This window comes from Nocardia thraciensis, assembly GCF_054782435.1.
This window is the reverse complement of record NZ_BAAGSM010000010.1, coordinates 157,416-178,278: the sequence shown is the minus strand read 5'-3', so window position 1 is coordinate 178,278 and position 20,863 is coordinate 157,416. Positions and strand designations below refer to the sequence as shown.

Genomic DNA, 20,863 nt, shown 5'->3' with positions numbered 1-20,863 from the left:
CCGTCATTCCGGCACGCTTTTGGCCGGAATCTGGATCCCGGCCAAAAGCGTGCCGGGATGACAGGGAGTCGTCTGCCGAGGATGACGAGTTCGGGATACCGAGGGACAGCAGCAACGCTCAGCCTTACTTCGAGTAGTACTCGACGATGAGCTGTTCGTTGATCGGCACGTCGATCTGCGCACGCTCCGGCAGCTGGTGGACCAGGATCCGCAGCCGGTTCGGCACGACCTGCAGCCAGCCCGGGATCGGGCGGTCACCGTGGGTCTCGCGCGCCACCTGGAACGGCAGCGTGCTCAGCGACTTCTCCTTGACATCGATGATGTCGTACTGGCCGACCTGGAAGCTGGGGACGTCCACCTTCTTGCCGTTGACCAGCAGGTGGCCGTGGCTCACCAGCTGGCGGGCCTGGCGGCGGGTGCGGGCCAGACCGGCGCGGTACACGACGTTGTCCAGCCGCGACTCCAGGAGCTGCAGCATGTTGTCGCCGGTCTTACCCTTGCGACGGTTCGCCTCTTCGTAGTAGCGGCGGAACTGCTTCTCCATGACGCCGTAGGTGAAGCGGGCCTTCTGCTTCTCCTGCAGCTGGACCAGGTACTCGCTCTCCTTGATCCGCGCGCGGCCGTGCTGGCCGGGCGGGTAGGGGCGACGCTCGAACGCCTGATCGCCGCCGACGAGGTCGACGCGCAGACGACGCGACTTGCGGGTGATGGGTCCGGTGTAACGGGCCATTTCGCTCTACCTTCCTTTCCCGCTAGACGCGACGCCGCTTGGGCGGACGGCAGCCGTTGTGCGGCTGCGGGGTGACATCGGAGATCGTGCCCACCTCGAGGCCGGTGGCCTGCAGCGAGCGGATCGCGGTCTCGCGGCCCGAACCCGGGCCCTTGACGAACACGTCGACCTTCTTGACGCCGTGCTCCTGCGCCTTGCGGGCGGCGTTCTCGGCGGCGAGCTGCGCGGCGAACGGGGTCGACTTGCGCGAACCCTTGAAGCCGACGTGACCCGACGACGCCCACGCGATGACGTTGCCGGTCGGATCGGTGATGGTCACGATCGTGTTGTTGAACGTGGACTTGATGTGCGCGCTGCCGTGGGGAACGTTCTTCTTGTCCCGGCGACGCGACTTCTGGGTCTTCTTGGGGCCGGAGGCCCGGCTCTTCGGAGGCATCGGTTATCCCTACTTCTTCTTGCCGGCGACGGTCTTCTTCGGACCCTTGCGCGTGCGCGCATTGGTCTTGGTCCGCTGGCCGCGCACCGGCAGGTGGCGACGGTGGCGGATGCCCTGGTAGCAGCCGATCTCGATCTTGCGACGGATGTCGGCCTGCACCTCGCGGCGCAGGTCACCTTCGACCTTGAATTCCGACGCTTCGATGTAGTCGCGCAACCGGGTGACGTCGTCGTCGGTGAGATCCTTCGAACGCAGGTCCGGGCTCACGCCCGTGGCCTCCAGGATCTCCTTCGAGCGGGTACGGCCGACGCCGAAAATGTAGGTCAGTGCGACCTCCATGCGCTTCTCGCGCGGGAGGTCGACGCCCATCAGACGTGCCATGTGGCGATTCCTTAATCGTTGCGGAGGTCTTCTCCCTGTCCGTCCCCTCGTGTGGGGCCCCGGCCTCCGTTCCGGGGGTTGGTCACCGTCCGCCCTCGAGGGCTCGCCGACGGTGACTGGCGCTGGGAGGTCTTCTTGTCAGTCAAGCCGAACTGCGTTCGTGCTCCGTGATCCGCGGAGATTCCTCTCCTCGTCCCGGCACGTGGCCGCGACTTGCATTCCCGGCACGTGGCCGCGACTTGCATTCCCGGCACGCTTTTCGCCGGGATCTACCCCTGACGCTGCTTGTGGCGCAGGTTGTCGCAGATCACCATGACCCGGCCGTTGCGGCGGATCACCTTGCACTTCTCGCAGATCTTCTTGACGCTCGGCTGAACCTTCACGTCCGTCCAATCTGGTTGTTGGCTCACAGGGTGTGAACACAGGTTTTCCCCGGCCTATCGGCCGGGGAAGTCTCTAGTTTGTCATCCCGGCATGTTCTCGGCCGGGATCCTTCTCTTGCGAGATCCCGGCCGAGAGCGCGCCGGGATGACGGCGTAGCCGCCGTCACTTGTAGCGATAGACGATGCGACCGCGGGACAGGTCGTAAGGCGACAGCTCCACGACCACGCGGTCCTCGGGCAGGATGCGGATGTAGTGCTGCCGCATCTTGCCGCTGATGTGCGCGAGAACCTTGTGCCCGTTCTCCAGCTCGATCCGGAACATCGCATTGGGCAACGGCTCGATAACTCGACCCTCGACCTCGATGGCCCCGTCTTTCTTCGCCATATCCTCCGCGATCCCGTTTACGCTGGCCCCAGGCTGGGCCCAACTCTTCGGCTAGCTCTGCATGCAGTTTGTCGTGCACTTGCGTCCACCTGGTGCCATACTCACCGGAAGCAACATGCGGGCATGAGCGACCGGCGGATAGGTGCACCGCCGATCAATGCTACCTGTGCATGTACAACCCGGCCAAATGGGGTCCGACGCGCGGTCGGTGCGTCTCGAGTGGCCTGCCCGCGTACAGGCCGATATTGATCATGAACATCCGGCGGCGGCCGAAGACGTCCGACAGGCTGCCGAGCACCAGCACCGCAATGCGGGGTAGCGCGTGCCTCACCACCGGTGGTGCTCGCGTAAACTACGGCCTGTCCAGGTAATCGGTCCAGCAGATCCAGGGGGCCTCGTGAGTCAGCGCAGCCAGCGAGCCGTGGGCGCAGCGCGCGGCACGCACGGTGTCACCGAGTGTGAGCGAGGTGACGTCGGGCGCGTACCAGCCATGGACGCGGCGAACGGCGAGGCGCGATCGTGAGTCGCAACAACGACCTTCCGATGTTGCCGCCGTGGCTCTCGGAGAGTGATGTCACCCAGTCCGGCTACGAGGCTCCGGTCGAGAACCTGCCGCACGAGGACTTCATTCCCGAACAGGCGCTGAAGAAGCGCTCAAAGCGCAAACCGGACGACAAGCCCGAGGCCGACGGCGGCAAGAAACGCCGCAAGGGCTGGCGCAAGGACAAGCCCGACGCACCGGAGCCGGACTGGGGTCGGCCACCTGGCCCCGAAACCGCTGCGCCGCAGGGTGATTACCGCACACCGGACTCCATCCGTCCGAGCGACGAGTTTCACTCCGGCGGGTTCGCGCCCGATCAGCCGCAGCACACCGGGGACGATTTCCGTTCCCCGCAACAGGATCCACGCGGCGCCGCCCCGAGCCCGCCGCCGCAAGGCCCCGCGATGCATCCGGCACCGGACCCGAACGCTGGCAGCGGTTTCCCTCCCCCTCCCCCGCACACCGGCGGTGATTTCGCACCGCCGCAGCACTCCGGCCCGCGACCGCCGTACCCCGACGCACCGCAGCGCGGACCCGAACAGCCGTCGCAGTATTCGGATTCGCGTCCATCGCTCCCCGACGCACCGCCACACTCGGGACAGCGCCCGTCACTCCCCGACAGCCCGCAGCGGGAGCCCGACGCCTATCCGTCGCAACAATATTCGGGCTCGCGTCCGCCGCTTGCGCAGTCCTATTCGGGCGACACGCCGCCCGGCCAGGATCCCTCCGAGCTGACGGTGCGGGTCCCGGGTCGCCCGGATCTGCCGCCGCCGCCCGCACCCGCCGAGCGGTCGGCGCGGCCCCCGCTGCCGGAGCCGCCCGGGCCCGGCGATCACGCCGAGGGCACGCCATCGCCCGAGCCGACGCGGTCGGGCGGCCGCGGTCCGGCAGAGACCCGATCGACCGACCCGGAGAGCGGAGCCGAAGCCCGCCGCGCCCCGGGCGTGTCGGATGAGCCCGCACCGCCGTGGCTGGGCCCGGCCCGATCGGCCGAGGGCACGCAACCGGCCACGGCGCCGGGCGAATCCGCCGACGCGAGCCGAGGTCCCGCGCCACAGGCGGCACCGCCCCGGCTCAGCTCCACGATTCCGGGCCCGGCGGCACCCCGGCCTGACGACACCGACACCGCATCGCCCGGCGATGCCGCCGAACGCCCGCAGGGTGCGACAGGCTGGGCCGGGAGCGAAGGTGTCGCGGGTGGCAGCATCACCCCGCCGCCGTCGCCGTTCGCGAACGCCGAGGTTGTGCGCGCTGCCGACTCGTCGGCCCACGCCCCGAACGAAACCGGCGCCGCGGCACAGGGATTCGCCGAACAGCCCTCCCACCAGAACGATTCGCGCACCGACCGGGGCCCGGCGCCGCAGAGTCAGAACGACTGGTCCACCGCCAGCGGAACCGGCACGGCCGCAACGGGGTTCGACAGCCAGACCGGGTCGCAGCCCAATTCCGGTGCGCCACAGGATCCGACGGTGCTCGGCCAGGTTCCGCCGTCCACCGGTGGGCAAGCGCCGTACGGAGACCCGCGCGGCGGGGTCACGTACAGCCCGGCGACCGGTGGCCAGGCGCCGGTCGGGGAAGGGCCCGGCGAAGGCCGCCCCGCGTGGAGCGCCGGACCGCAGGGCACATCCGGTGCGCCGCAGGATCCTACGGTTCGCGGGCCGGTTCCGCCGAACACCGGGCCGCAGAGCCCCCTCGGCGAGTTCGGGGCCCACGCTGGACAGCAGGCGCCGTACGGCGACTCGCAGATCGCTCGCGGCGGACCGGCGTACAACCCGTCGCCCGTCGGGCAGGCGCCGGTCGGGGAGCCGCCCGCCGACCCTCGGTACGCCGCGCCGCCGCAGGGCGGGCAGTGGCAGTCGCCGCCGCAGGAGCAGCAGTGGGGTGGCGGGCAGCCGTATCCCCCGCAGCACCAACCACATCCGCAGCAGTACCAGCAGCCTGGAATCCAGCCGTCGCTGGATGACGTGCCGGTGCGCCGGGCGAAGAAGGCGCCGGGATCGGGCTGGCGGCGCGCTGTGCATCACATATCCGGCGGTGCGATCAACCCCGGCATGTCCGCCGAGGAACTGCGCCTGCAGGAACTCGTCGCGCGGATCCGCCAGCCGGTGCGCGGCGACTACCGGATCGCGGTGCTGTCACTGAAGGGCGGCGTCGGAAAGACCACCACCACGATGGGCATCGGTTCCATCTTCGCCTCCATCCGCGGCGACCGCGTCATCGCGGTGGACGCCAACCCGGATTTCGGCACGCTCTCGCAGCGGGTCCCGCTGCAGACCCGCTCCACGGTGCGCGACCTGCTGCTGGACCAGACGATCAACAGCTACGCCGACGTGCGCAGGCACACCTCGCAGGCCACCAGCCGACTGGAAGTACTGGGCAGCGAACGCGATCCGGCGTCGTCGGAGTCGTTCAACGAGGACGAGTACCGGCAGGTCGCGCGCGTCCTGCAGCGGTACTACAACATCATCCTCACCGACTGCGGGACCGGGCTCATGCATTCGGCGATGGCGGGCGTGCTGGACCTGGCGCATTCGCTGGTGCTGATCTCGTCCTCCGCGATCGACGGCGCCCGCAGCGCCGCGGCCACCCTGGACTGGCTGTCGCTGCACGGCCACGACCACCTGGTGCGCAACGCCGTCGTGGTGATCAACCTGCCGCGGCCGGGGTCGCCGAATGTGGGCATTCAGCAGTTGCGCGAATACTTCCTGTCGCGCTGCCGCGCAGTGCACATCATCCCGTACGACCCGCACCTGTCCGAGGGCGCCGAGATCGACCTGGCGCAGCTGCACAAGAACACCAAGCGATCCCTGGTCGAACTCGCGGCCACCGTGGCCGACGACTTCGCCACCGACCATCGACGGTTCCAGCGGTATTGATCCCGGCCAAAAGCACGCCGGGAAATACGGAAGCCGGGGCACGCTGGGAAACGGAGGTGTGCTAGGGCGGGCCGTGGCCCTCGTTCCAGGAGAGAGGGGAGGCTCGGACCTCGGCGAGGCTGCGGTGGCGGCGGCGATGGAAGAGCGAGCGCAGGGTGCCCGCGTTGAGGTAGCCGACTCGGGTGGCGACCGCCTCGACGGTGAGCGAGGTCGTGCGTAGGAGGTGGGTTGCCCGCTCGAGGCGGATGTCGTTGGCGAAATCCCTTGGCGACATGCCTATCTCGGCCCGCGTAGCGCGTTGCAGGCTGCGTACCGTGACACCGAGCGCCCGGGCCGCGTCGGTGATCTGGAACTGCTCGGCCAGATGATCGCGCACCCAGCGCTCGAAGGCGGCGACCAACGAATCGCCGCGCGCTACCACCTCCGGGACAGCGATCTGCGCGCGCCGGTCCCCGATCAGGAAGTACCGCGAAACCAGTTCCGCCAGTGCGGGACTCTGCGCGGCGACCACCGACAGCGCGAGATCCAGATGTGACAGCACCGCGCCCGCGGTGGTGATCTGCCCGGCCCGGCACAGCACGCGGCCCTCGTCGAGTTCGACGCTGGGATAGCGGCGGCGAAACGCCGGGCCGAGCCACCAGCTGGTGGTGGCCGCGATGCCGTCCAGCACACCGGACTCGGCCAGGAAGAAGGTGCCGGTGCAGGCCGCGGCAACCTGCGCTCCGTCGCGCCGAACCGCCGAAATCCGTTCCAGCACCGCACTACTCGCCGGAGACGACACCAGATCGATCAACCCCTCGGCATCGGTGACCAGCACGGCGGGCACGATCAGCAGCCCGATACCGCCCGAAATCTCGTCCAGGGGCGTAGTCGGCACGAGGTGGCCGTGGCCGGTGCGGACGCTGGCGCCGAGCGAGACCGTCCGCACCCGCCACGGGTCCGGCGCGGTCTCGAGCTCGCTCAGCAGGCCGTTGGCCGTGTTGAACACCTCGAGCACGCCCGCCAGACCGAAGTCGGCGACACCATCCACGACGAACACTGCGACGTTCATGTCGCAAACAGTACTGAATGTGTCGGTTGCGACACTCAAATACCGACAATCGGACCTATACCGTTCGTGATGACTTTCACGCGACGGCGGCGGAGCCGATCGCACCTAAGCGACCGCGGAGTACTCATGACACTCGTCGCCACCACCGGCATCCACCACGTTCGACTGACTGTCACCGATATCGACCGGTCCCGGGACTTCTATCGCGATGTGCTGGGATTCGAGATCGCCGCCGAATCGCCGGGCCGCCCGGAGGATCCGCAGGTGCGCAGCGATCCGGCACAGCTGTACGGCGGCGTCGTCTTCCAGACCAACGGCATGCTGTTCGGGCTGCGGCCGGTCGCCGCCCGCACCGACCGGTTCGACTCGGAGCGGGTAGGGCTCGACCACCTCAGCTTCACGGTGGCATCGGTGGGCGAATTGTCCGCCGTCGCAGCCCGATTGGACGAAGCGGGCATCGAACACGGCGAAGTCGCCGAGCTGGAGGCATTCGGCATCGCGATCCTGTCGTTCAGCGATCCGGACGGCATCCACCTGGAGTTGACCGCCCCACTGGGGTGACTCCGCGCTCGATCGAGGGTATTACCGATGAGGATCTTCAGTAGCCGCTGTCACCGGTTCGAGTACCGGATCACCGCGGCGAGCCCGTGCGCGGTCGGCCTGGAGCCGTCCGACATCGGGGTCACCAAGCCGTTCGTCGACTGCCTGTTGCTGCTGGTCGGGGTGGAGCGCGGCGATCTGGCGCTCACCGGCGCGGCCGTCGATATCGTCAAACGCATCGCGGCGCACACCGGTTCGTCGTGCATCGTCATCGACGGCTTCGCGCAGTGGGCCGCGGACGACGGACTACTCGGCCCGGCAACCGAATTCGACGTGCTGGCGGGCCTCGCCGACGCCCTGGACGTGCTGGCCGACCTCACCGAGCGGCTGGAGGAACGCGGTGAGCTGGTGCATCTGATGCCGTTCGGCTGGAGCAAGATCCGGCGGGCCGACGTCCTGGACGGGCTGTGGACCCAGCACGTGACCGACGTCCGGCGCGACGCACCGGCCTGGTCCGGGCGGGGCGGTAAGGGATGGAGCCTCGCCCCGCGCATGCGGGTCCACTGCGCCGGGAGCCGCCACTGACGCCCCGCGCCGATCACCAAGCGGGCAGCCGCCGCCTTCCGGCGAGCACATCGCAGACGAGATCGTCGTAGGCGTCGGCCAATTCGGCCAGGTGGTGCCAGGCGCCGTGCAGGATCTCGTCGTTCGCGTGCAGGGTCATCAGGGCGTGATGGGCGCGGACCGAGGACTCGGCCAGGCGATCGATGACCGAGCCGATGGTCTCGGTGTGCAGGGTGGCGCCGAGGCGGTGCTGCGGCACGGTGCGGGCGACCCAGTCGTCGATCGCCATCACCAATTCGGTTCGGCGGCGCTCGATCTCGACGATCGCGGTCGCGTCCAGGTCGGGTACGGAGCCGCCGCGGCCGATCAGCCGGCGCTCGTGCAGCACCGCGAGATCACGGGCGAACCACAGTAATGGGCCGCCGATGACCCGGTGCCCGCGACAAGCGCGCAGCATCAGATCCGAACTCGGCAGTAAACCAGCCGTCAGCGATTGGACCGCCGGGGACGCGTGCTGCGCGTCGGGCAGTGCCACTACCACCGTCTGGGATGTCTCCGAACCAGCCACGTTGCCTCGCCGTCATCGCCGTTACAACACATTTGTTCAGGACGTTCCTTACAATAAACCTCTGAACCCGCGTGTCAAGGGTCACACGCCTGCGGGACCCACGGAGTAGACTTCTTTTTCTTGAAGCAACAACCGAGGAGCGAGATGGCGGACGGTCCGAGGTACCAGCGGATCGCAGACCTCCTCCGCGAGGAGATCCGCAACGGGACATGGAAACCGGGCGATCGACTACCCAGCCACAACGAGCTGGCCGACCAGATGCAGGTCTCGATCACCACCGCTCGCAACGCGATCCAGGTACTCGTCGCCGAAAACCTGCTCTACACCGCCACTTCCCGAGGCACCATCGTGCGCAGCCAGGAAGTGCTGGAATCGGTTGTCACCAACCATATCCGCCCCGACCGGCCCAAGTCGGCGCACGACATCTTCTCCGAGACGGCGCGCGCCGCCGGTCGGGAGCCCTCCAAACAGTTCAGTGCCCGGATGGAACCGGCCAGCGCCGATGTGGCGCACTGGCTGGGAATACCGCGGGATTCCTGGGTGGTGGCCCGCACCGTGCTGCAGTATCTGGACAACGAGCCGTGGTCGTGGGAAGTCAGTTTCTATCCACGGGACTTGGCGGAGGCCACCGGCATCGACTTCCCGCACGACATCCCCGAGGGCACCACGCGTCGGCTGGCCGACCGCGGCCATCCCGAGAGCGCGCACCGCGACACCGTCGTCGCCCGGCCCGCGACCGCCGAGGAGGCGGCCGTGCTCGGTGTCGGCACCGGCACCATGCTGCTGGACCATCTGCGCATCGGCGCCAACGAGGAGCGCATCACCCGGGTGACCCGGCACCGGTCCATCGCCGCGCGCAACCGGCTCGCCTACGAGCTCGGCGACGACGGCGGCACCGACGTGATCCGCAGGAGCCTCGGGACGCCGCATCCCCCGGGCAACTCTCATTCGTTCGGTAACTCCCTGGTGCCCGGTTCGCCATGACATCCCCTTCGCGAAGTAGCCCCCTGGCGGTGGAGATGCTATGACGATCCGCATCCGCCAGGCCCAGATGGCCGATCTCGGCAGCATCTGCCGACTACGGCTTCAGCGCACGGCCTGGCTTGCGGCTCGAGGCTCTGATCAGTGGACGCGACAGGGACGTGGCCTGCCCGTCGAAATATTTGCCCGCGAGGTCGGGCGAGCGGTGCGGGCGGGCGAGACCTGGATCGCCGAGATCGACGGCGAACGGGCAGGCACCATCACCGTGAACGAGCGTGCGGACGAAGGGCTCTGGTCGCCGGGCGAACTCGCCGACGCCGTCATCGTGCACTACATGATCGTGGATCTGCGCTTCGCCGGGCTGCGCGTGGGGTCGGCCCTGCTCGCACACGCCGCGGCGCTGGCACGCGCCCGCAACCGCACCTGGGTGCGCCTGGACGCCTGGACCAGCAACCCCGGCCTGCACACCTACTACCAGAGCGCCGGGTTCCGGCTGGCGCGCGTCGCCGGGCCGTCGGCGCCCGGACCCTCGGGGGCGCTGTTCGAGCGGCGCGCCGACAGCTGGCTGCCGACGCCCGTCCTCACGGTCGCCGGACCGGAACTGCGGGCCCACCGCAGCATCGCGCGCTGAGCGGCGGAAGACGGTGCGGCGCAGGCAGTCTCACAGCGGGGGCAGGTGCGCGATCTGGATCATCTCCTGTCCCCGGCTGCGCGATACCAGGGTGCCGCGGCCGGGCGGCAGCTTGGACGGGCGGACGTCGCCGATCAGCTTGCCCTCGTCGCGGGGGCCGCTCATGATCAGCGCGTCTACCGACAGGTTCTTCATACCGCCCAGGATCGGATCGTACAGCGCGCGGGAGACGCCGCCGATGCGCCGCGTCACCACCATGTGCATGCCGATATCGCGCGCCTGCGGGAGGAATTCCATCAGCGGCGCGAAGGGGTTGCCGCCACCGGCCACCACCATGTCGTAGTCGTCGACCATGATGTAGATCTCCGGGCCCTCCCACCAGCTGCGCTCGCGCAACTGCTGCGGCGTGATGCTCGAATCGGGAATGCGCTTCTGCAGGTACTGCGACACCTCCTGCAGCATCGGCCCGCACGTCTGCGACGAGGTCGAGTATCCGGCCAGGGCATCGCCCTCGATCACGCCGAGCATGGTGCGGCGGAAGTCGATCAGGACGATGCGCGCCTCCTCGGGCGTCGAGTTCTCGACGATACCCATGGCGATGTTGCGCAGCAGCGTGGTCTTGCCGCACTCCACGTCGGCGAAGGCCATGAAATGCGGGTCCGTCCCGAAATCCAGGACCAGGGGCTGCAATTCGGATTCGCCGAGGCCGACCACGACCCGGGTCCGGCTGAGCTGGATGCCCTGGTTCCGCGCGCTCGCCAGCAGTTCCTCGCGATCGATCTGCTGCGGCAGCATTCGGACCTCGGGCGCCCGGCGCTGGGGGTAGAGCTGTTCGAGGCCCTGCCGGGACCGCGCCACACCGTCGGCCAAGGTATCCGGGCTGGTATCGGAGTCCAGGCGCGGCAAGGCGACCAGCATGTGCAGTTCCTGCGGCGTGAGACCGCGGCCGGGGCGGCCCATCGGGACCTGGTGGGCGGTGCGGCGGCCCATCTCCGAATCGGACGGGTCACCCAGGCGCAGCTCCAGTTTGGTGCCGATCTGGTCCTTGACCACCGGCCGGATCTCGGCCCAGCGCGACGCGCCGATCATCAGGTGCACGCCGTACGAGAGGCCCTGCGTCGCAATGGCATTGATCTGCGGCTCCAGGGTATCGAACTCCTCGCGGATGGCCGCCCAGCCGTCGATCACCAGGAAGACGTCGCCGAACCGATCGGCGGCCAGCGGGTCGGCGGCGGCCGACTGCGACGGGGAGGCGAACTTGCGCCGCCTGAATTCGGCCATCGACTCGATGCCGAGTTCGGCGAACCGTTCCTCGCGCGCCCGCATCAGCGTGGTGAGTTCGGCGATGGTCCGCCGCACGCGATCGACGTCGAGGCGACCGGCGACCGAGCCGACGTGCGGCACGCCGACCAGACCGGCCATGCTGCCGCCACCGAAATCCAGGCAGTAGAACTGCACCTGGTCCGGGGTGTGGGTGGCCGCCGCGGCCATGATGATCGTGCGCAGCGTCGTCGACTTGCCGGACTGCGGGCCGCCGACGACGGCCACGTTGCCCTGTGCGCCCGCCAGATTGATGGTGAGCACGTCGCGGCGCTGCTCGTACGGCTTGTCGATCACGCCGATCGGCATCCACAGCTGTCCGTGGCGGTTCACCGGCGAGCGCCAATCCGGGTCGGGCAGCAGCATATCCACGCTCGGCGACTCCTCCAGCGGCGGCAGCCACACCTCGTGCGCGGGCCGCCCGTGCCCGGTCAGGCGCTGCACCACCACGTCGAGCAGGGAGTCCGGAATCCCCTCCTCCGGCATCGGCGGCGCGCCCGCCGCCGTGGGCGGGGGCGGCAGCTCCAGCAGCGGATTCGACAGTGTCGCAGGCGAAGCCACCTCCAGCTCGGTCGACTCCTCCTCGGCCTCGGGCAGCTCCACCGGCCCCGCGGTGAACAGCGCCGGACGTTGCCGTGAGACCGAGCTGCCGTCCTCGGTGACGGTGCCGGTGCGCGGCGCCACATACGGCCCCGAGACGTAGCTCGCGTTGAACCGCAACGGATCCGAGGCGTCGCTCTTCAGGTATCCGGACCCGGGCACGCTCGGCAGATGGTAGGCATCGGTAATGCCGAGCACCGCGCGCGATTCGTTGGCGGAGAACGTGCGCAGGCCGATCCGGTAGGACAGATGCGATTCCAGGCCGCGCAGCTTGTTCTCCTCCAGGCGCTGCGAGGCCAGCAGCAGGTGCACGTGCAGCGAGCGGCCCAGGCGGCCGATCATGACGAACAGCTCGGCGAAATCCGGTTTCTGCGACAGCAATTCGGAGAACTCGTCGACGACGATGAACAGCGCGGGCAGCGGGTCCAGCGGCACGCCCGCGGCGCGGGCCTTCTCGTAATCGGTGACGTTGGCGTAGTTGCCCGCCGAACGCAGCAGCTCCTGGCGGCGGTTCATCTCACCGGCCAGCGCGTCCTTCATGCGGTCGACCAGCGAGAGCTCCTCCTCCAGGTTGGTGATCACCGCGGACACGTGCGGCAGCGTGTCCAGACCGAGGAAGGTCGCGCCGCCCTTGAAGTCCACCAACACCAGGTTCAGCGCATCCGGGGAGTGCGAGGTGACCAGCGAAAGCACCAGGGTGCGAAGGAATTCCGACTTACCCGAACCGGTCGCGCCGATGCACAGGCCGTGCGGGCCCATACCGTTCTCGGCCGACTCCTTGATGTCGATCTCGACCGGCGTGCCGTCGGGGGTGATGCCGATCGGGACGCGCAGCCGTTCCCGCGCGGTGCGCGGGCGCCAGACCTTGGCCGGATCGATCTGCGCCGCATCCGGAATCTTCAGCAGCGCCATCAGTCCCGGATCGCTCGCGGTGCCGTCGCCGAGGCTCACGATCTGCGCGGCGGTCGCCAGCCGATACCGGGCCAGCGCGCGGCCGAACGATTCGGCCTCGGCCACGCTCACCTGATCGGCGGTGGCGAACTTCTCCACTCCCGCAGCGCTTTTCGCGGAGATGTCGCCGCCCGCGGCGACCAGCTGCAGTCCGCGGCGGGCGGCCAGGCCGGTCTCCGGCGCGGTGAGATCCAGCACGGTCACCGAGTCCAGCCCGGACTCGCTGACCAGCCGCTCGTTGCCGTTGACATACCCGTCGTCGATGATCACGACCAGGTGCAGGCGGCCCTGCGTCGGCTGCGGATTGCGCATGAAGCGCCCGCGCTCGAGCAGTTCCGCCGACAGCGCCGTCTCCAGCTCGCCCAGCGACGTGTACATCATGCGCGCCGAGCCCATGCCGTCGCGGTGGGTCGGATGCTGCAGGTGCGGAATCCATTTCGCCCACGCCCAGTTCGGGCCGTCCGGATCGGCGCAGACGATCGCCACCGCGAGATGGTCGGGACCGTGGAAGGCGACCAGCTCCATCAGCATGGCCCGTGCCAGCATGCGCGAATCCTCGCCGGGCCCACCGATATTGATCGCCGGGAAGGCGCGCAGCGAGACGGCCGTCGGCAACCGGTGCACCACCGAGTGGGTGCGCACGAACCGGCGCAGCGCCACCGTCGACACCGGCTCCAGATCCTCCAGCGGCCCGGTCTCCGGGCGGGCCAGCTTGGTCGCCAGGCGATGGCTGCCGACGCCCACCCGCACATGCCCGAAATCCGGGTCGTTGGGGCGGCGTTCCCACATCCGCCGGGTCCCGATCATCGACGGCAGGTCGGCGGGCTCCGGATGGCTCCAACCCAGCGTCTCCCACTGCTTGCTGCCGGTGCGGCGGACATCCTTGCGGATCTGGTCCAGGTAGCGGAAGTAGTCCTTGCGCTCCTCGTTGAGTTCGACCGCCCGCTTGCCCGACCCGCCGCGGAAGCCCGCCATCATGCCGACCATCGACATCAGCATCATCATCGGGAACATCAGCATGAACGGGTTCTGCAGCATGTTGCGACCCATCATCGCCATCATGGCGATCATGCCGACGACGGCGACCACCATGACGACCGGCATCAGCTTCATCATCAGCGGCGCGGGGACATTGCGCGGGATCTCCGGCGGGGAGGTCAGCGCCACCTCACCGCCGGGCGCACGCGGCGGCGCGATGCGCGGGCGACGGACGAAACCTTCGGTAACCATGACTCCCTCTACTGCTCCAGATCAGGGTCGAGTTCGGCACGGGAGCGCCGGAACGGAATCGCCAGGGCGACACCGATTCCGAGGCCGACCAGGCAGGTGACGGACCCGATGACCGCGATCCGGCGCGGCCGCGGGTCCGGGCCGGGCGGGGGTGCGGGCGCCGCGATCTCGCGCGGCACGGCGGCCCCGCGGGAGACCGGCTGATCGGGCAGCGGGTCGGTCAGCGCGGCCAGCGGATCGATCAGGCCGTGCCCGACCCGCTCGTCGCGACCGGCCCCCGGCGCGTGCGCGGTCCGGGTGATGCGGTCGATCACCTGTCCGGCGCTCAACTGCGGGAACCTCGCCCGCACCAGCGCGGCCAGCCCGGAGACGTACGGCGCGGCGAAACTGGTGCCCTCGACCGGGCGCACACCCTCGGAGGTCTGCACGCCGTCGACGAGTCCGGCGCCGCCCGGCCTGCTGTCCAGCGATACGATCTTGCGCCCGATCGCGGCCGCCCCGATCCACGGGCCGCGCAGCGACAGTTCCGAGGGGCCTCCCTCGGGATCGACCGACGCCACCGACAGCACATAGGGCGAGAACCAGGCCGGGGTCGCGACGGTGGAGACCGAACTCCAGCCGCCGCCCTCGTTCTGGCTCTCGCAGGGCCCGCCCTGCTGGACGTTGCCCGCCGCCGCGACCACCACGACATTGCGGTCGTAGGCGTACTTCACCGCGGCGCCCAGGGGGGCGTCGGCGCCCTGGGACCCGGCCGGGGTGCACGCGACCTCGGAGATGTTGATCACCCCGGCCCCGAGATCGACCGCGCGCACCACGGCCGCGGCGAGGGTCAGCACACTGCCGTACCCCGCGCTGGCGATCTTGTCGGGCCGCTCGGCCGCGCCGCGGTCCTTCGCCTCGTACGCCAGGCTCAGCTGCCGGATGGTGAGCAATTCGGCATCGGGGGCGACGCCGGAGAATCCGTCGGCCGGATTCGGTTGCGCCGCAATGATTCCGGCGACCAGGGTGCCGTGACCGTCGCAGTCGACGGTGCCGTCGCTGTCGGAGACGAAGTCACCGCCGGGCTGCAGCGCCCTCAGCCGCGGATGCCGCTGCACGCCGGTGTCGATGACCGCCACCTTCTGTCCGGCCCCGCGGCTGAACTCCCAGGCGGCGGGCAGATCGAGCACCTGCTGCGCGACCGGCGGTTCGGTCGGCGGGCCGCCGACGAGCATGGGCTCCGCGCATTCCGACTTCCGCTCGGTCGGTTCCAGCGGCGCCGGGCGGTGGCTCAGATCCAGCGCCGGGCCGAGTGCGCCCATATCTATCACCGGCGGCGAGACGGCCGAGGCCGAGGGCAGGCCCGGCAGGCAGACCGCCGCGCCGGTCAGGGCGGCCGCACAGGTCAGCCGCAGCGTGAGGCGAAAGGGCCTGCCACTCATATGTTCCGGGCCATCGAGTACACGCCCATGATCCACAGCACCAGCGGCATCACGGCGATGATCAGCAGGTACTCGAAGATCTCGATCGCGCGCCGGGTCACCGGTGTGACCTCGATGTGGGGGCCGATCACGCCGAACCCGACGGTGCCGAGGGCGAAGATCACCAACAGCCCGGCCGCCAGCAGTTCGAGGTCGGCGTCGCCGAACGCCAAGCCGACCAGCAGCAGGACGAAGGTCACGCAGCCGCCGACGATCAGGGTCGCCGCCTGGGCGAGATCGGCGAAGGACCGGCCGCGCAGGCACAGGATGATGGCGGTGATCACGGCCAGCGTGATGCCCTGCCACTTGGCCGCGCCCAGCGGATCGGCGGCGCCGAACGCGCCGACCACCGCGGCTGCGGTGAAGGCGCCGACCAGTCCGGTCTGGAACTGGTTGGCCGTGCGGGCCCGCTGCCCGAGTCCGGCGGCCGACGGCAGCGCGGTGGCGCCGATGGCGCCGATGCCCTCGATGGTCGGTCGTGGCTCGTGGTCGGCCGGATCGATCGCGCCACCGGCGGTCGGCACCGGCGGAATCGGCAGCCGCGCCAGCAACGCCGCCAGCCGCGGCACCGCGGACAGCAGCAGGATGCCGCCGACCAGCAGCCCGGCACAGAGCTTGGGCAACGCCGGATGCCACACCATGTAGACGGCGGCGCCGACCAGACCGATCACGCCACCCGCGCCCACGGCGGAGAAGAGCGTCGCGCCACTGCCGACGATGCGGTACCCGACGACCGACGCCACGATCGCTACCGACACGCCCAGCAGCACGTGCGGGCCGCCGAGCTGCCCCGGCACCAACAGCGCCGCCCCGCCGAACAACAGCAGCAGACCGTCCAGCGACACCCAGTTCGCGGTCGTCTGATCGAAGTACTTGCGCGCCGCGATCCCCGCGGCGGCGAAGGCCACCGCGCCCATTCCGAGCAGCGCGAACCCGGGCCACAGCGGATCGCCGTGCCGCCGCGACACCGCCAGCAGCAGCAGCGCGGTCAGCACCGTCAGCACCGACGCCACCAGTCCGGTCCAGCGCGCGGACGTGCCGGACCAGCCCCGGAAATCGTCGGCGACCAGACGCGAGACCGCATCGATCACGTCGTCGAACAGGGCGGGCGCCTCCTTGGCCGACACACTGCGCAGCACCAGCAGTTCGCCGTCGTACACCTCGGCGTCGGTCAGCGAGCGGCTCGGGGCGATCGGATCGCGGCCGAGCCGGGCCAGCGTCCAATGCTGGGCCCGCAGCGGCAGCGCATCCTCGTCGTTCGCGGTGATATCCGGGGTGCGGGACTCGATCAGGGCAACCAGGTCACCGATGAAGCTCGCGATCGGCACGGTCGCGGGCAAACCCACATCGACTTGTGTGTTGCCGCCGATAACCGAGACCCGGCACAGCTCGGGCTCGCTCGCTTTGGTACTCGTTGTCGATGGATCCGTCACCGGAGTCGATCTCCCACCCTCGTCTTTCCGAATGCCCAGCCTTCTAGAATGCCCACAGCGACCGGGACGTCAATGCTCCGTGAGACAGCGTGAGGACGAACATCTTTCGCACTTCGAGAACCCTCATATCTCGACAACGCTCACGTTGCGACCCAACGGCGGCTAACCCTAATCTAACTGACGGATCTCCGGCGTGCGGTCGGTAGTCTGGTCGCACGATGAACGTATACACAACCACAATCGAAGGCTTCGGGGTTCGACAGCAATGAGCGGCAACCGTCAGGCACAACGCGCATTCGATGCCGGAGTCTTATCCCTGGGCCTGCCCATCGAGGGGCAGGAATCGGCCCGCGATCTGGAATACGCGAAGCTGGCCTTCCAGCGCGCCACCGAATGGGATCCGACAATGTGCGATGCCTGGCTCGGCCGGGCCGCCGCCGGCGAGGTCACCAAGGAGGTGCTGTTCAACCTCCACAAGACCAGCGCCAGCACGCTGTACCGGGAACAGCGCCGGGTGGGCCTGTCCGCGCGGGCACTGGCCGGGCGTTTCCTGCCGGGGCTCTACATCGACTACCCGCTGGCCTCCTACACCGAGGTCTGGCTGGCGTGGGCGGCGCATCTGATCTCCGAGAAGGAATACGACGAGGCCGAGCGCACGCTCGACGAGCTCGAGTCCTACCGCAAGACCCTGCTCAGCGACCCCGACCGGGAGGCCGACAACCGCATCAGCGCCTACGTGCGCGCCGTGCTGCACTACAACACGCAGCGCTGGCCGGATGTGATGACCGTGCTGGCCGGGTCCGCGGAGTGGGACGACCCGTACCTCGCCGCCGGGGCCCACGTGATGGTCGGCACCGCGTGTGCCCAGCTGGGATTGTTCGGTGAGGCGATCCGGCGCATGGAACAGGCCGAGGCCGGACCCATTCCGGCCGCCCGCACCACCGCCATGTTCTGCCGGGGGCTGTGCCTGCGGGAGACGGGTGGGGAGGACGAGGCGCAGGCGCTGTTCGAGAAGGTGTATTCGCAGGCGCCGGATTTCGAGGCCAATACCGCCGCCATGCGCGACCGCACCTTCCGGATCACGGTCACCACCAGGGAGTCCCTCAAGGCGCGCACGGATCGGTGGGATCCGGCGTCGGCGCCGTCGATGGAATCGATTCAGCAGGCCGAGGTCGAGGACCGGGCCAAGACGATCCTCGCCGAGGCGCGCGCCGAACTGGACCGTCAGATCGGTTTGGACGCGGTGAAGAACCAGGTCGCGAAGCTGCAGTCGACCGCGCAGCTGGCGAAGATCCGCGCGGAGAAGGGGCTGTCGGCCGCGCCGCGCGGTCAGCATCTGGCGTTCACCGGGCCGCCCGGCACGGGTAAGACGACCATCGCGCGGGTGGTCGCGAAGATCTATTGCGGCGTGGGGATTCTGCGGACCGACAAGGTGGTGGAGGCCAAGCGCGGTGATTTCGTCGGCCAGCATCTGGGGTCGACGGCGATCAAGACCGAGAAGCTGATCGATACCGCGATGGACGGGGTGTTGTTCATCGACGAGGCCTACACGCTGATCCAGACCGGGCTCTCGGGGGGTGACGCGTTCGGCCGCGAGGCGGTGGACACGCTGCTGGCGCGGATGGAGAACGACCGCGACCGCCTGGTGGTCATCATCGCCGGATACGACGGCGAGATCGACCGGCTGCTGCAGGCCAACGACGGTCTCTCGTCCCGCTTCTCCAAACGGCTCCAATTCCCCTCCTACAAGCCCGAAGAACTCGGCCGGATCGCCGAGCTGATCGCCGAGTCGCGGGATTCGGAACTGTCCGAGGAGGCGCAGACGCTGCTGGTGCGGGCGTGTGACCAGCTGTACAACCTGGAGAGCACCGATCAGAGCGGCGCGCCCCGGCGCGGGGTCGACCTGGCGGGCAACGGGCGCTTCGTCCGCAATGTGATCGAGGCGGCGGAGGAGGAGCGCGAATTCCGCCTCGCCAACGACGATTCCCTGGATCTCTCGGCCGCCGACGAAACCCTGCTGATGCGCATCGAGGCAGCGGACATGCGCGCCGCCCTGACGGAGATCATGGCCTCGCTCAACGTGGGGATCACCGACTTCTGAGACTACTGACGTACCCACGCATTTCCGGCGGGCGGCTACCCTCCGGCGACGGCTATCGAGTCGTGGCTGGTCAGGGCCTCTTCGGGGGAGAGGGTGGGGCCCGGGACCAGTTGGCCGATGATGGGCCAGGGGGCCAGGCGGGGCTTGTCGCCCAGGCCCAGGACGTTCGCGGTGGCGAGGTCGGGGACGCCGTAGCGGATTCCGTTGTCCGCCACGTAGAACAGGCTGTCGCGACGGCTGCTGCCCGATTCCATGCCGGTGGCCTGGACGAATTCGCCGTGGCCGGGCGCCAGGTACACCGCGTCCACGCGGTCGCCGGTGCCGTCGGCGGTCACCAGTTCGACCGGCTTCGCCGAGTTGGCGATCGGCAGGCGGGTTCCGGCCAGAATCGAGACCGCGGCCCGCTCGCCGGGGCTCTCCACCGACGAGCTGCCGGTGCCGGGCGTCTTCGACCAGGACACGCAGGCGACCGGGTTGTCGTCGGTGACCAGCAATTTCGGCACCTGCACCGGGAACTGGTCGACGCGCAGGGTGCGTACCTGCGGCACCTCGTCGAGCACGTCGGGGGTCACGGTGGCGGCGTCGCTCATCCCCTGCGAGTTCGAGTTCCGGATCACCTGCGCGGCGAACGGCGTCACCGGCTGCAATCCGTTCTCGAGCACCACGTACAGATCCGGGCGGCCCGCACCCAGGCTGGGCACCGAAACGATGCCGCCCACAGGGATCTTCGACAGCGGGCCTGGCCCGGGCTGACCCGCCTTCTCGATCTGCGGCGGCGCCAGCGGCGGCACCTCGGAGGTGGCGCTGACGAACCCGGCGCCGACCGGGCGCGGACGCGCCGCGGCCAGGCCCAGCGAGCGCGACATCACCGAATTGTTGGTGTCGACCTCGGCGCGCTTGCCGTCGAAGATCAGATAGGTCTTGTCGGCGTGGCGGACCAGCAACGCCGAATCGGCGCCGGTGGGCCGGATCCGATCGCCCAGCTCCGGGGCGCCCGCCACCACGGTCGTCGTGCCGCCGGACGCCGAACGCGCACTGCCGCCGAGGGATTCGCACAGCGCCCACTGCGAGCTGCCGCCCTGTCCGGACCCGGGCAGCGCCGCCGGCGCGCCCGGTATGCCCAGCAGCGGCCCGCGCGCGAAATCGTCGAGCTTGTTGTCGGCCACCGCGTGCGGGGCCGCATTGCTGCCGGTGATCAGCCGCGCCGAGGCCAGGTTCAGCACCGGGTGCAGGCGCGTGGAACCGTCCTGGGAGTGCACCACGACATACAGCGCGCCGCTCTGCTTGCCGGACACGATCAGCTGGTCACCGATCGCGCCCTGCGGCCGCAGAAACGCCAGAATGGCGGCCCCCGCCACGATCAGAATCCCCAGCACCGCGCCGACCAGCAGCGACCGGGTCTGGGATCGCATCGGATCGTGCAACATCCGCACATCGCGGCGGATCAGCGCGTGATCGAGGCGGCGCAGCAGAAATCGGTACCCATTCACCTGGGCACGGGTCGTCAGCTGTGCTGGCACTCGGTCTCCATCAAGCTATCCGTCACTATCCGTAGCCGACACGGTACCGTAATTCCGCATGCGGCCCGAACCGATGAACGGCCGCATCGGTGTTGCGGAGTTCCACGGTGACCGCGCGAATGCGAAGCAGGGCAACAATTGTGAACGACACGATGAATAACGGGACAATAGACAACGTCGG

At 69.2% G+C, this 20,863-nt stretch carries 18 protein-coding genes; 6 read left to right on the top strand and 12 right to left on the bottom strand.

What is annotated here, in order from left to right; translation table 11 throughout:
- Positions 1–124: 124 nt before the first annotated feature.
- The 6 genes from rpsD to ACYVLQ_RS03910 all read right to left on the bottom strand — a co-directional run bounded on the left by rpsD (position 125) and on the right by ACYVLQ_RS03910 (position 2,649).
- On the bottom strand, positions 125–730 hold the full coding sequence (rpsD, locus tag ACYVLQ_RS03935) for a 30S ribosomal protein S4 (RefSeq protein ID WP_460695978.1): 606 nt from the start codon (positions 728–730) through the stop codon (positions 125–127).
- Positions 731–752: 22 nt separating this feature from the next.
- Positions 753–1,166: a 30S ribosomal protein S11 gene (gene rpsK, locus ACYVLQ_RS03930; RefSeq protein ID WP_068020673.1), complete on the bottom strand. Its 414-nt coding sequence runs from the start codon at positions 1,164–1,166 to the stop codon at positions 753–755.
- A 9-nt stretch (positions 1,167–1,175) separates the two neighbouring features.
- On the bottom strand, positions 1,176–1,547 hold the full coding sequence (gene rpsM, locus ACYVLQ_RS03925) for a 30S ribosomal protein S13 (RefSeq protein WP_460695977.1): 372 nt from the start codon (positions 1,545–1,547) through the stop codon (positions 1,176–1,178).
- A gap of 269 nt (positions 1,548–1,816) precedes the next feature.
- Complete coding sequence (gene rpmJ / locus ACYVLQ_RS03920; RefSeq protein ID WP_025347279.1) at positions 1,817–1,930, bottom strand: 50S ribosomal protein L36; 114 nt, start codon at positions 1,928–1,930, stop codon at positions 1,817–1,819.
- A gap of 163 nt (positions 1,931–2,093) precedes the next feature.
- Complete coding sequence (gene infA, locus ACYVLQ_RS03915; RefSeq protein ID WP_003886926.1) at positions 2,094–2,315, bottom strand: translation initiation factor IF-1; 222 nt, start codon at positions 2,313–2,315, stop codon at positions 2,094–2,096.
- 160 nt (positions 2,316–2,475) lie between these two features.
- Positions 2,476–2,649, bottom strand: coding sequence for a hypothetical protein (locus ACYVLQ_RS03910; protein WP_460695976.1), 174 nt, complete (start codon positions 2,647–2,649; stop codon positions 2,476–2,478).
- Between the two features lie 185 nt (positions 2,650–2,834).
- Between ACYVLQ_RS03910 and ACYVLQ_RS03905 the strand changes: the two genes are divergently transcribed.
- Entirely contained in the window at positions 2,835–5,732 is a 2,898-nt protein-coding gene (locus tag ACYVLQ_RS03905) for a MinD/ParA family ATP-binding protein (RefSeq protein WP_460695975.1), read from the top strand.
- Between the two features lie 61 nt (positions 5,733–5,793).
- On the opposite strand, the gene ACYVLQ_RS03900 is transcribed toward ACYVLQ_RS03905, so the two are convergent.
- Entirely contained in the window at positions 5,794–6,783 is a 990-nt protein-coding gene (locus tag ACYVLQ_RS03900) for a GlxA family transcriptional regulator (protein WP_460695974.1), read from the bottom strand.
- A 126-nt stretch (positions 6,784–6,909) separates the two neighbouring features.
- Between ACYVLQ_RS03900 and ACYVLQ_RS03895 the strand changes: the two genes are divergently transcribed.
- Both ACYVLQ_RS03895 and ACYVLQ_RS03890 read left to right on the top strand, forming a co-directional pair.
- Positions 6,910–7,344: a VOC family protein gene (locus ACYVLQ_RS03895; RefSeq protein WP_460695973.1), complete on the top strand. Its 435-nt coding sequence runs from the start codon at positions 6,910–6,912 to the stop codon at positions 7,342–7,344.
- Positions 7,345–7,371: 27 nt separating this feature from the next.
- Positions 7,372–7,908, top strand: a complete 537-nt coding sequence (locus tag ACYVLQ_RS03890; RefSeq protein ID WP_460695972.1) for a hypothetical protein — start codon at positions 7,372–7,374, stop codon at positions 7,906–7,908.
- Positions 7,909–7,921: 13 nt separating this feature from the next.
- Here the strand turns inward: ACYVLQ_RS03890 and ACYVLQ_RS03885 are convergent, their stop codons facing one another.
- Complete coding sequence (locus ACYVLQ_RS03885) at positions 7,922–8,428, bottom strand: DUF4254 domain-containing protein (protein WP_460695971.1); 507 nt, start codon at positions 8,426–8,428, stop codon at positions 7,922–7,924.
- Between the two features lie 171 nt (positions 8,429–8,599).
- On the opposite strand from ACYVLQ_RS03885, the gene ACYVLQ_RS03880 reads away from it, so the two are divergent.
- Positions 8,600–9,439 (top strand): GntR family transcriptional regulator, encoded by an 840-nt coding sequence (locus ACYVLQ_RS03880; protein ID WP_460695970.1) that lies wholly within the window; start codon positions 8,600–8,602, stop codon positions 9,437–9,439.
- Positions 9,440–9,479: 40 nt separating this feature from the next.
- Positions 9,480–10,067 carry a GNAT family N-acetyltransferase gene (locus tag ACYVLQ_RS03875; RefSeq protein ID WP_460695969.1) on the top strand — a complete coding sequence of 196 codons (588 nt, stop codon included), beginning with the start codon at positions 9,480–9,482 and terminating at the stop codon, positions 10,065–10,067.
- 30 nt (positions 10,068–10,097) lie between these two features.
- On the opposite strand, the gene eccCa is transcribed toward ACYVLQ_RS03875, so the two are convergent.
- Genes eccCa through eccD form a run of 3 tightly spaced genes read right to left on the bottom strand, consistent with a single transcriptional unit; the run spans position 10,098 to position 17,061 of the window.
- Positions 10,098–14,168 (bottom strand): type VII secretion protein EccCa, encoded by a 4,071-nt coding sequence (eccCa, locus tag ACYVLQ_RS03870; protein WP_460695968.1) that lies wholly within the window; start codon positions 14,166–14,168, stop codon positions 10,098–10,100.
- A gap of 8 nt (positions 14,169–14,176) precedes the next feature.
- Positions 14,177–15,589, bottom strand: coding sequence for a type VII secretion-associated serine protease mycosin (gene mycP / locus ACYVLQ_RS03865; protein ID WP_460695967.1), 1,413 nt, complete (start codon positions 15,587–15,589; stop codon positions 14,177–14,179).
- The gene (gene eccD, locus ACYVLQ_RS03860; protein ID WP_460695966.1) at positions 15,586–17,061 is read right to left on the bottom strand and encodes a type VII secretion integral membrane protein EccD; all 1,476 of its coding nucleotides are present in this window, start codon (positions 17,059–17,061) and stop codon (positions 15,586–15,588) included. Before eccD ends, mycP begins: the two co-directional genes overlap by 4 nt.
- Positions 17,062–17,326: 265 nt before the next feature.
- On the opposite strand from eccD, the gene eccA reads away from it, so the two are divergent.
- Positions 17,327–19,162 (top strand): type VII secretion AAA-ATPase EccA, encoded by a 1,836-nt coding sequence (eccA, locus tag ACYVLQ_RS03855; protein ID WP_460695965.1) that lies wholly within the window; start codon positions 17,327–17,329, stop codon positions 19,160–19,162.
- Between the two features lie 35 nt (positions 19,163–19,197).
- Here the strand turns inward: eccA and eccB are convergent, their stop codons facing one another.
- On the bottom strand, positions 19,198–20,682 hold the full coding sequence (gene eccB / locus ACYVLQ_RS03850) for a type VII secretion protein EccB (protein WP_460695964.1): 1,485 nt from the start codon (positions 20,680–20,682) through the stop codon (positions 19,198–19,200).
- Between the last annotated feature and the right edge of the window lie 181 nt (positions 20,683–20,863).